The sequence below is a fragment of the Comamonas sp. Z3 genome (genome assembly GCF_008121565.1).
Taxonomy (GTDB): Bacteria; Pseudomonadota; Gammaproteobacteria; order Burkholderiales; family Burkholderiaceae_C; genus Comamonas; species Comamonas brasiliensis.
In genome coordinates this window covers 460136-471254 of the sequence record NZ_VOQU01000006.1, presented here as the reverse complement: position 1 = coordinate 471254, position 11119 = coordinate 460136, and the positions used below count along the sequence as shown (strand labels likewise).

Annotated in this window: 12 protein-coding genes; 11 read left to right on the top strand and 1 reads right to left on the bottom strand. The window is 61.9% G+C overall.

Annotated features, from left to right (window positions below):
• The 3 genes from FSY59_RS27565 to FSY59_RS19695 form a co-directional block, all read left to right on the top strand.
• The coding region (locus FSY59_RS27565) for a hypothetical protein (protein ID WP_222864300.1) at positions 1–189 on the top strand (189 nt) is incomplete at its 5' end.
• 20 nt (positions 190–209) lie between these two features.
• A complete protein-coding gene (locus tag FSY59_RS19700; protein WP_148729114.1) occupies positions 210–722 on the top strand; it encodes a thioesterase family protein in 513 nt (170 codons plus the stop codon).
• A gap of 241 nt (positions 723–963) precedes the next feature.
• A complete protein-coding gene (locus tag FSY59_RS19695) occupies positions 964–1599 on the top strand; it encodes a polymer-forming cytoskeletal protein (protein ID WP_003051076.1) in 636 nt (211 codons plus the stop codon).
• Between the two features lie 68 nt (positions 1600–1667).
• Here FSY59_RS19695 and FSY59_RS19690 read toward each other — a convergent pair whose 3' ends face one another.
• Complete coding sequence (locus FSY59_RS19690; protein WP_029158370.1) at positions 1668–2135, bottom strand: acyl-CoA thioesterase; 468 nt, start codon at positions 2133–2135, stop codon at positions 1668–1670.
• Positions 2136–2673: 538 nt separating this feature from the next.
• On the opposite strand from FSY59_RS19690, the gene FSY59_RS19685 reads away from it, so the two are divergent.
• The 8 genes from FSY59_RS19685 (at position 2674) to FSY59_RS19650 (ending at position 11041) form a co-directional block, all read left to right on the top strand.
• Positions 2674–2958, top strand: a complete 285-nt coding sequence (locus FSY59_RS19685; RefSeq protein ID WP_003051085.1) for a hypothetical protein — start codon at positions 2674–2676, stop codon at positions 2956–2958.
• Complete coding sequence (locus FSY59_RS19680) at positions 2916–4745, top strand: ABC transporter ATP-binding protein/permease (RefSeq protein ID WP_050873935.1); 1830 nt, start codon at positions 2916–2918, stop codon at positions 4743–4745. The genes FSY59_RS19685 and FSY59_RS19680 overlap by 43 nt, the downstream gene beginning before the upstream one ends.
• A gap of 183 nt (positions 4746–4928) precedes the next feature.
• Positions 4929–5693, top strand: a complete 765-nt coding sequence (locus FSY59_RS19675) for a GntR family transcriptional regulator (protein ID WP_003051088.1) — start codon at positions 4929–4931, stop codon at positions 5691–5693.
• 73 nt (positions 5694–5766) lie between these two features.
• A complete protein-coding gene (locus FSY59_RS19670; protein WP_003051091.1) occupies positions 5767–6843 on the top strand; it encodes an aromatic ring-hydroxylating dioxygenase subunit alpha in 1077 nt (358 codons plus the stop codon).
• A gap of 108 nt (positions 6844–6951) precedes the next feature.
• Positions 6952–7431 (top strand): MarR family winged helix-turn-helix transcriptional regulator, encoded by a 480-nt coding sequence (locus FSY59_RS19665; RefSeq protein WP_003051093.1) that lies wholly within the window; start codon positions 6952–6954, stop codon positions 7429–7431.
• A 161-nt stretch (positions 7432–7592) separates the two neighbouring features.
• Complete coding sequence (locus FSY59_RS19660) at positions 7593–8948, top strand: MFS transporter (protein WP_148729113.1); 1356 nt, start codon at positions 7593–7595, stop codon at positions 8946–8948.
• A 14-nt stretch (positions 8949–8962) separates the two neighbouring features.
• Positions 8963–10042: a Rieske 2Fe-2S domain-containing protein gene (locus FSY59_RS19655; protein WP_003051098.1), complete on the top strand. Its 1080-nt coding sequence runs from the start codon at positions 8963–8965 to the stop codon at positions 10040–10042.
• 30 nt (positions 10043–10072) lie between these two features.
• On the top strand, positions 10073–11041 hold the full coding sequence (locus FSY59_RS19650; protein ID WP_148729112.1) for a PDR/VanB family oxidoreductase: 969 nt from the start codon (positions 10073–10075) through the stop codon (positions 11039–11041).
• The last annotated feature ends 78 nt before the right edge of the window (positions 11042–11119 follow it).

Here is an 11119-nt window from a genome sequence, read left to right as displayed (position 1 = left end):
AAAAACGCCACCCTGACTTCAGCCAATGCTGAAGTCAGACATTGCGGCAGCAAGATGAGCGCAGCGATGGGTGGCGGTTTCGCCAAAAACGCCACCCGGATTCCGGCAGTTGCCGAATCCAGGCCAGCTTTGCCGTCCTGCACCTGTGCCGTTCTGAAAATCGCCCCTTGTCGGGCGATTTTTCTTTGACCAATTTTTCAGGGTTGCCTATGACATCCAGGTCCGTACCATCCCGCAACTCAGCGCAGGAGGCTGCCGAGTCCATTCAGTTCGAGCCTGAGTTCATCTCCGGCTTGCGCGAGATCTTTGAAACGCGCGTGGCCTTCAATCAGACGATCGGTCTGAAGATCGGCGAGATCACGCCGACGCTGGTGCAGGGGCATATCGCCATGCGTCCTGATCTGATCGGACATTCGGCCTACCAGCGCATTCATGGCGGCGTGATCAGCGCCGGCCTGGATTCCATGGGCGGATTGGCTGTGATGGCGGCCATTGCGGCCAAGCATATGGACGATACGCCGGCGCAAAGACTGCATCGGTTTTCCCGGCTGGGAACGATCGATCTGCGTGTGGACTATATGCGCCCTGGAATCGGCAAGGAGTTTCTGCTCACCGCCAGAGTGCTGCGCCTGGGCTCACGGGTGGCGAATACCCAGATGGAGTTTATGTCCGTGGACGGCGAGTTGCTGTCTACCGGCACGGCCGCCTATATCGTCTCTTGACGCTGTTCAGAAAAGAGTGCGTCTGGCGCCTGCGAAATATGGGGTAGAGATCGAAATGCGTAAAAACAAGGCAAGTGAACGCTTGCCCGGATGCAGCCAGATCTTTCATTGTGTGAGATCAGGCAATGCATGCAAGTAACTGAAACTTGTGAAAGCTTTGCTTACCGTTATTGCGAGATAAGGGCAAATGTTGCTGCTTATGCTGCATAGGATGGCGTTTTCTGACTAGGAGATTCCTGCCATGGCTGTGCAAAACCCGTTCTTCGGCAAACGTGAAAACGATAGCTTTCCTCCACGCAATTCCGTCACCGGGCTTTCGACAGCGAATAGCGCTGCGACATCGGGTGCCAGCTCTTTGAGCAGTGCAGGCCTTGGCACGGCGCCTTCCAGCTCCATGCGCGCCTCCGCGGCCCCCGCTGCGCCTGTGGCAGAGGAAAGCGGTGGCAGCAAGCTGACCGTGGGCCCCAACATCAAGCTCAAGGGCGTGGAGATCACGGACTGCGACACCCTGGTGGTGGAAGGAACGGTCGAGGCGACCATGAATTCCCGCGTCATCAAGATCGCCGAGCAGGGTGCTTTTCATGGCACGGCCGAGATCGATATCGCAGAAATCCATGGCAAGTTCGACGGCTCGCTCACCGTCCGTGAAAAGCTGGTGATCTATGGCTCTGGCAAGGTCAGCGGCAAGATCCGCTATGGCAAGGTGGTGATCGAAGAGGGCGGGGAGCTGACAGGGCAGATCGAGGCAGGAACCAGCTCCAGCAACAGCAGTGCCGGCAGCACCTCCGCTTCGGCCTGGAGCAAGAGCAGTGCCGCCAGCACGGCGACGGCTGCAGCCAGCAGCAGTGAAACCTCGGGTAGCGCTGCAGTCGCCTGAATCTCTGCGCACAGCCCATGAAAAAAGCGACCTTCAGAGGTCGCTTTTTTCATGCGCGATGGCGTGGATCAGCTCTTGGCGGCCGCCTGAGCCTGGATTTTTTCGCGCCAGGCGCGCGTCTGCTCGGTATCCGGCAGAGACTGGGGCTTGCCGGTGGCATCAATGGCCACATAGGTCAGACGGGCTTCGGTCACCTTCACATATTTGCCCTGGTCGGAAAAACGCTCGGCAAAGACCTCCACATCCACAGCGACCGAGGTGCGGCCTACATGCTGCACGCCAGCGTAAAAGGACAGAATGTCGCCCACGCGCACGGGTTGCTTGAAGATGAATTCGTTGACGGCCACGGTCACCATGCGGGTGTGGCTGATGCGCTGCGGCAGCACCGAGCCTGCCAGGTCCACCTGCGCCATGACCCAGCCACCGAAGATGTCGCCATTGGCATTGACATCGGCAGGCATGGGCACGACTTTGAGAACCAGTTCCTTGTCGGCGGGCAGGGCAACGCTGGGAAGGTCGGGCGAACGGGGGGGCATGGAAATCTGTGACACGAATGTAAAGGTGTAATTGTCCCTCAACATCGGGTTTCTACCATGTCAACGGGAGAAAGCCACTAGCGACGGTTCGGGCAAGTAAGTAGGGGGTAACTATGGGACGGTGTTTGTGGTGGATCTGTGGATGCCTGAGTGTCATGCTGACGGCCTGCAGCAGCCATCCGGTAAAAGCCCCAATGTCGGGAAGCGGCGACGTGTCTCCACAACGCCGATCAAGCCGCTGGTACAGGCCATGCAGCCATCTTGCCATCCGGAGCCCTTGACCGGTGCAGCGGCACTGGGGGGCGTTCAGCAAGCTGTCTCCGCGGCAGGCCTTGCAGACTGCCCCTGACCGGGCGTGCGCAAAGCCGCTTTCCCGCAGGGTTGGAGCGAAATCGGGCGATTTCTGCACACTGTCTCTTGCTTGCACCTCGGTGCAAGCGGCGAGCCATCGCTTCGAACTCATCCCGATTGCGCTCCAACGCGGCTGCGTAGAGATCGTCAACATGTTCTTAAGGCCGTCAGCGAGCAGCGCGATGGCATGGTTCTGCTGCATGCCGGTTTCAATGAGCAGGGGTTTCTGTCATGGCCGCGCGAGGCCAGCTTCTTCAAGGCCTGCGGTGCTGGCCCGTATGACAGACAGTTGCTGCAGCCCTTCACCCTGGTCTGGGTGAGCGCGAAAGTGACGGGACAGGCAGAATTAGCAGGTACCCAGATTCCCGTCATAGAAATAGACGCCCTCTACCGCGGCTCCGACTGCCAGCAGGGCGACACAGCCCCACAATGCGTTCACAGTTACCTGCAACCCCTGAAGAAGCCGCAGTAGCGGCAAACCAGTCAGACGGCGCCACACTGCGTCGCCTCTTTCCCTATATCTGGCGCTACAAATGGCATGCGCTGGCAGCGCTGGTGTTCATGATCTGCGCCAAGCTGGCCAACGTGGGCGTGCCCATCTTGCTCAAGCATCTGGTCGATGCGCTGGATATCAAGCCCGGGCAGGCGCAGGCCGTGCTGGTGGTCCCCGTGGGTCTGCTGGCGGCCTATGGATTGCTGCGCTTTTCCTCCACCATGTTCACCGAGTTGCGGGATCTGGTCTTTTCCAAGGCCACGCAGGGGGCATCGCGCTCGATCGCGCTGTCGACCTTCGAGCATCTGCATGCCCTGAGCCTGCGTTTTCATCTGGAGCGTCAGACCGGTGGCATGACGCGCGACATCGAGCGCGGCGTGCGCAGCACCGAGTCGCTGATCTCGTATTCGCTCTACTCCATACTGCCCACGCTGATTGAGATGGCCCTGGTGCTGGGCATTCTGGCCGTGCGTTTCGACATCTGGTTTGCCGTTATCACGCTGGCGGCGCTGGTGTTCTATATCGGCTTCACGGTTACCGTGACGGAATGGCGCACCCGCTTCAGAAAAGAGGCCAATGCCCAGGAGTCGGCGGCCCATACCAAGGCCATTGACTCGTTGCTGAATTACGAGACCGTCAAGTACTTCAACAACGAGCAGTTCGAGTCCGCACGCTATGACGAGAACCTCGAAAACCTGCGCCGCGTGCGGCTCAAGAGCCAGACCACGCTGTCCATGCTCAACTGCGGCCAGCAGCTCATCATAGGTGCTGCGCTAGTGGCCATTCTGTGGCGGGCCACGCAGGGCGTGGTCGACGGCAGGCTGACGCTGGGCGATCTGGTCATGATCAACGCCTTCATGATTCAGCTGTACATCCCGCTGAATTTCCTGGGCGTCATCTACCGCGAGATCAAGCAGAGCCTGACCGACCTGAACCGCATGTTCACGCTTATGGACAAGGAGCGCGAAGTGTCCGATGCGCCAGGCGCCCAGCCCTTGCAGATCGACAATCCTCCGCCCGAAGTGCGATTCGAGAATGTGCAGTTCGCCTACGATAGCGCGCGCCCCATCCTGCACGATGTGAGCTTCACCATTCCTGCAGGCAAGACCGTGGCCGTGGTCGGGCCCTCGGGTTCGGGCAAGAGCACGCTGGCGCGTCTGCTGTTTCGCTTCTATGACGTGCAGGGCGGTCATGTGCGCATTGCCGGGCAGGACATCCGCACGGTGACCCAGAGCAGCGTGCGGCACTGCGTGGGCATCGTTCCGCAGGACACGGTGCTGTTCAACGACACGGTGGCCTACAACATTGCCTATGGGCAACCGGGCGCCACGCAGGAGCAGGTGGTTGCAGCGGCCAAGGCCGCACGCATCCATGACTTCATCGAGCGCACGCCCCAGGGCTATGCCACGCGAGTGGGCGAGCGCGGCCTCAAGCTCTCGGGCGGTGAAAAGCAGCGTGTGGCCATCGCGCGCACCCTGCTCAAGAATCCGCCGATTCTGATCTTCGACGAGGCGACTTCGGCACTGGACAGCGCCAACGAGCGTGCCATCCAGAACGAGCTGCGCAGCGCGGCGCAGGGCAAGACCTCTCTGGTCATTGCCCACCGCCTGTCCACCGTGGTCGAAGCGCATGAAATCCTGGTCATGGACAGCGGCCGCATCATCGAGCGCGGCACGCACGAGGAGCTGCTGGCCGCCGGAGGACGTTACTCCAGCATGTGGAATATGCAGCTCAACCAGGCGGAGTCATCGGAGATTCCCGCCTGACTGCGGTCACCTTTCGCCAGACGTTTGATAAGCCACCTTCGGGTGGCTTTCTTTTTGACTTCTTTGCTGATATGTATACATGTTGATAGGTGCTTACCCTTGTATTTGCTATTTAATCGCTGATTTTTTGATTTTTATGTATACATTTCTTCCGTCTACCAAGAACTAATTGCCCCGCGAGACATGCCACCCTCCATTGCCACCGCTGCTGCAGCGGAAGAAAACCATTCCCAGGTCGTGAAGGCGCAGCTGCAGCTGCGCGAAATGATTCTTGCCGGCGAGATGGCAGCCGGCGAGCGCATCTCCGAGCTGGTGCTGGCCGAGCGTCTGGGTATCTCCCGTACTCCCATACGTGCAGCGCTGATGCGGCTGGAGCAGGAGGGCATGCTGGAAGCCACGGCTGGCGGGCGCGGCTACAAGGTGCGCGTGCTGTCCGAAGCCGATGTGTCGGACGCCATCGAGCTGCGCGGCACGCTGGAAGGTCTGGCGGCGCGCATGGCAGCCGAGCGCGGGGTGGATGAAGCCCTGCTGGTGCGGGCCACGCGCTGTCTCGATGCCATCGACCGTGTGCTGGATGCCCAGAACTGGGGCGACGAAGCGTTTTCCGCCTATGTGGCCTTGAACTCCGAATTTCACGACATCCTGCTGGAGATGTCGGGCAGCAGCTTCATGCAGCGCGAGCTGGAGCGGGTCAAGCGTCTGCCCTTTGCCTCCCCCTCGGGCTTTGTGGTGGCCGACTCCGAGTCTCCGCGCGCGCTTCGCAGCCTGATCCTGGCCCAGGAGCAGCACCGTGAAGTGATTGACGCTATCGAGCACCGCGAAGGGGCGCGTGCCGAGGCGCTGATGAAAGAGCACTCGCGCATTGCGCGGCGCAATCTGCGCGAAGCCATGCGCTCGCCCGAGACCACACGCGTACCCGGTGCGCAACTGATTCGCGCCAGCCGCTGAGGGCCGGGCTGCCGCGCCGCAGGCTGCGCCCGGATCAGAACCCCCGACCAATAGATACAAGGAGACATCCACGATGAACCATCAGGAACAAGCCATTTATCCCCGCAACACATGGTATGTGGCGGCCACCGCAGCCGAGGTCACGGACAAGCCGCTGGGGCGCCAGATCTGTGGCGAGCGCATGGTTTTCTACCGCGCCCTGGAAGGCAAGATGGCCGCCGTCGAAGACTTCTGTCCGCATCGTGGTGCACCGCTATCACTGGGCCGCGTCTGTGAAGGCAAGCTGGTCTGTGGCTATCACGGGCTGGAGATGGGCTGCGACGGCAGGACGGTTGCCATGCCCGGCCAGCGCGTGCGCGGCTTTCCTGCCATCAAGAGCTATCCGGTGGAAGAGCGTTACGGCTTTGTCTGGGTATGGCCGGGCGACAAGGATGCGGCCGATGCAGCGCTGATCCCGGATCTCCAATGGCATGACAGCCCCGAGTGGGCCTATGACGGCGGCCTGTTCCACATCAAGGCCGACTATCGCCTGATGATCGACAACCTCATGGACCTGACCCATGAGACCTATGTGCATGCCAGCAGCATCGGTCAGGCCGAGATCGACGAGACGCCCTGCAAGACTGAAGTCATAGGCGACAGCGAAGTGGTCACCAGCCGCTTCATGGAGAACATCGAGGCGCCTCCGTTCTGGAAGATGGCTCTGCGCAGCAATGGTCTGGCCGATGACGTGCCTGTGGACCGCTGGCAGGTCTGCCGCTTCACCCCTCCCAGCCATGTGCTGATCGAGGTGGGTGTGGCACATGCCGGCAAGGGCGGTTATGACGCCGCGGACGAGCACAAGGTCTACAGCATGGTGGTGGACTTCATCACGCCCGAGACCGATGGCAGCATGTGGTACTTCTGGGGCATGGCGCGCAAGTTCAACCCCGGCGATGCATCGGTGACGGCAGCCATCAAGCAGGGCCAGCACAAGATCTTCAGCGAAGACCTGGAGATGCTGGAGCTGCAGCAGCGCAATCTCGAGGACTATCCGCAGCGTCAGCTGCTCAAGCTCAATATCGATGCTGGCGGCGTGCAGTCGCGCAAGATCATCGAGCGCCTGATCGACGAGGAAAAAAACGAGTCGGGCGTTGCGGCGCTGGCTTGAGCGGCGGCAGGCAGGGGCAGATCATGTCTTTAGATGGAGTAATCTTGCAGCTCCCCGAATCGGAGTCAGCGCTGTCCATAGTCAGCGCTGCCCTTGCTACGCTGCTGCATGGAATCGCCCACCACACCCAACCCGCTTTCCCTGGATCTCTACGACCAGCCAGGTCATCTGATTCGACGCGCCCAGCAGATTGCTGCGCTGCTGTTTCGAGAAGTGCTGGGCCCCGATGTGACGCCGGTTCAATACGCCATCCTGCGCATGCTGCAAGAGTCTCCGGGCATCGACCAGGTGACGCTGGCGCGTCTTGTCGCGCTGGACAACTCGACCACGGCCGATATCGCTGCGCGTCTGGAAAGCAAGGGCTGGATTCATCGCGAGCTGCTGCCAAGGCGTCAGCGCCGTTTGAGTCTGACCACCGAGGGCGAAGCCATGCTGGCCGCGTTTGTGCCCAATGTCTACGAGCTGCAGCAGCGCATGCTTTCCGCGCTGGAGCCCGAGGAGCAGGCGGAGTTCAAGCGTCTGCTGCGCAAGTTCGTGCAGTTGCACGACAGCACTGAAGCCGGCGAGCAAGCCGTGATCAACGGCTAGCAGCCCGTTCTGGCTCGGCGGCTTCACCACGATCAAGCCGGCCAGCGCCGCCGGTGAACCGGCACGACTAGGGAATTCACTTGTGCTGGATCAAGAGTTCATTCAGTAAACTGAATGTGATTCAGTATGCTGAATGAATGATAAAAAACAAGGAGACAACGATGGAACAGGATTTGCGCGCGCATCTGGACCAGCGGCCCATGACGACCTTCCAATGGTCGGTCATCGCGGTATGCATGGCCCTGAACATGATTGATGGCTTTGACGTGCTGGTGATGGCCTTCACGGCTTCGGCGGTGTCCGGGCACTGGAAGCTCAGCGGCTCGGAGCTGGGCTTTTTGCTCAGTGCCGGCCTCTTCGGCATGGCCGCAGGTTCGCTGCTGCTGGCGCCCATGGCCGACAAGCTGGGGCGCCGTCCCCTGATCCTGCTGTGCCTGGCCGTGTCCGGGCTGGGCATGCTGGCTTCGGCCTGGAGCCAGACGCCGGCGCAGCTTGCGGTGCTGCGCGTGATCACGGGCCTGGGCGTGGGCGGCATTCTGGCGTGCAGCAACGTGATTGCCAGCGAATATGCCTCGCTGCGCTGGCGCAGTCTGGCGGTCACGCTGCAATCGACCGGCTATGCGCTGGGCGCGACCATCGGCGGCAGTATCGCGGTCTGGCTGCTCGCGCACCATGGCTGGCGCTCCGTCTTCATGTTTGGCGGCTTTTCCACGCTGGCGGTACTGGTTCTGGCCTGGTTTGCCTTGCCGGAGTCAATGGACTTTCTGCTGGTCAAGCGGCCCGCCAATGCGCTGCAGCGTCTCAATGCACTGATCCGCAAGATGGGCCTGCCCGCACTGGGCTCCCTGCCTCAGGCCGTGGTGGCAGGCAGCGGTGAAAGCAAGCGCATGGGGCCTTTGCAGCTGCTGTCTCCCAAGCTGCTGCGCCCCACGGTGCTGGTCTGGCTGTCCTTCTTCTCGGTGATGTTCGGCTTCTATTTCGTGATGAGCTGGACTCCCAAGCTGCTGGCGGCCTCGGGCCTGACGCCCGAGCAGGGCGTGACCACGGGCGTGCTGCTGAGCCTTGGCGGCATTCTGGGCGCGACCTTGCTGGGTCTGCTGGCGGCGCGCTTTGCGATTCACCGTGCGCTGGCGGTCTTCATGCTGGTGACGGCAGTGCTGCTGTGCTTTCTGGTGGGCAGCTCCGGTGCGCTGTGGATGTCGTATACGCTGGCCTTCCTGATCGGCGTGTTCGTGAATGCCTGCGTGGCCGGCCTCTATGCGATTGCGCCGGTGGTCTACGGCAGCGATGTGCGCGCCACCGGCGTGGGCTGGGGCATCGGCATCGGTCGCATCGGGGCGATTGTGTCGCCGCTGGTGGCTGGCGGCCTGCTGGATGCGGCCTGGTCGCCCGATCAGCTGTACCTGGGTTATGGCATGGCGTTTGTCCTGGCTGCCGTCATCGTGTCCATGCACCGCATTGCCGGCCCGCAGGTCGCGCACAGGCGCGCCACGTCCGAAACAGTGGCCGCTCATTGACCAGGGAGACTTCGATGAACCAGATTTCTCACACCATGAGCGCAGCCGCGCCTGCCTTTCCGCTGGACCAATGGTACGTCGCGGGCTTTGCCTGGGAACTGAAGGACCTGCCGGTGGCGCGTACCTTGCTGGGTCAGCCGGTGGTCCTGTTCCGCACGGAAGATGGCCGGGTCGCGGCGCTTGAGGATCGCTGCTGCCACCGCGAGCTGCCGCTGTCCTGCGGCACGGTGGAAGCTGCGGGTCTGCGCTGCGGCTACCATGGCCTGCTCTTCAGCCATGAGGGGCAGTGCCTCGAAATACCGGGCCAGGAACGGATTCCGACCAAGGCCTGCGTGAAGTCCTTCGAGCTGCGCGAGCGCGACCAGATTCTCTGGATCTGGATGGGCGCGACACCGGATTCCGTGCCTGGCACGGAGCCGCCGGCCTATGCCGTGCACAGCGACCCGCAATATCGTTTTGGCGGTGGCGTGTACCACTACGACGCTCCGTATCAGCTGATTCACGACAACCTGCTGGACCTGAGCCATCTGGGCTATGTGCACCTCAAGACCATCGGCGGCAACGCCCGCGTGCATATGAACGCGGATCTCAAGGTCAGCCAGGACGGGGACAGCGTGAAGGTGGTGCGCTGGATGCCGGATTCGGACCCACCACCCACTTATGCACAGGCCTGGCCTTTTCAGGGCCGCATCGACCGCTGGCAGGAAGTGGAGTTTCATCCCTCGCATGTGCGCATCTGGACCGGTGCCATGGATGCGGGCCAGGACAGACTGGACAACCCGGCGCGCGAAGGATTCCATATGCGCGGCTTTCACGGCGTGACGCCGGAGACGGAGACCAGCGCGCATTACTTTTGGACGATTGCGACCAATCCGCATCCGCAGATGCAGGACACGACACAGCTGGTGATCGATCAGACGGCTGCCACCTTCGAGGAAGACAAGGTGGTCATCGAAGCCCAGTTCCGCAACCAGCAGCGGTTTGGTCCACGTGCCGTGGTGGATATCCACGTGGATGTGGGGCCCAACCGTGCGCGGCGCGTGATTGAGCGGTTGCGCCAGGCCGGCGCGCAAGCCTCGCAGGCGGTGGCCTAGCGACGCACAAGCAAAAGAGAAGTACCCGAGATGAAGACTGAAACCACGTTCGAGGTGCGCATTGCGCACAAGCAGGAGCAGGCAGCCGGTATCTGCAGCCTGGAATTGCGGGCTCTGGAAGGCGCCAGACTGGCGCCGTTCAGCGCCGGCTCGCACATCGATGTGCACCTGCCTGGTGGGCTGGTGCGCCAGTATTCGCTGAGCAACGATCCCGCCGAGCTGGATCGCTATGTGATTGCCGTGCTGCGCGAGCCCGCCTCGCGCGGTGGCTCGGCAGCTGTGCATGAGCAGCTGCAGGCCGGCCAGCAGATCACCATCAGCCACCCGCGCAACCATTTCGAGCTGCATGCACCGGCCCGCAAGCATTTGCTGCTGGCAGGCGGCATTGGCATCACGCCGATTCTGGCCATGGCGCGCAAGCTGGCGCATGACGGTGCGGAGTTCGCCTTGCACTACTGTGGCCGCTCGCGCGAGCGCATGGCGTTTGCCCAGACCATCGAGACTGCGCAATGGGCTGACAAGGCGCAGATCCATGTGGATGACGTGAATGGAAAGTCGTCGCTGGGTTTGAGCGAATTGCTGCAGCAAAGAGAGCAGGGTCAGCATCTGTATGTGTGCGGACCCAAGGGCTTCATGGACGCCGTGCTCGACACGGCGCGAGCGGCGGGCTGGCCTGCCGAGCAACTGCACTACGAGTTCTTTGCCGCCGAAGTGGAGCACCGCGACGACGACGAGAGCTTCGAGGTGGAGGTCGCCAGCAGTGGCCAGGTGGTGCGCGTCACGCCGGCGCAGACCGTGGTGCAGGCGCTGGAGTCCATCGGCGTCTGCGTGCAGACCTCGTGCGAGCAGGGCGTCTGCGGCACCTGCCTGACGCGCGTCATCTCGGGCGAGCCCGATCACCGCGATATGTATCTGACCGAAGACGAGCAGGCGGCCAACGACCAGTTCCTGCCCTGCTGCTCGCGCGCCAGGTCGGGCCGCCTGGTGCTGGATCTGTGATGCAGGGATGGGGGCGGGCTTTGACCATGCGCAGGCATGGCTGGCGCAGCATGCTCAAAATGGGCACTTTCCATGAAA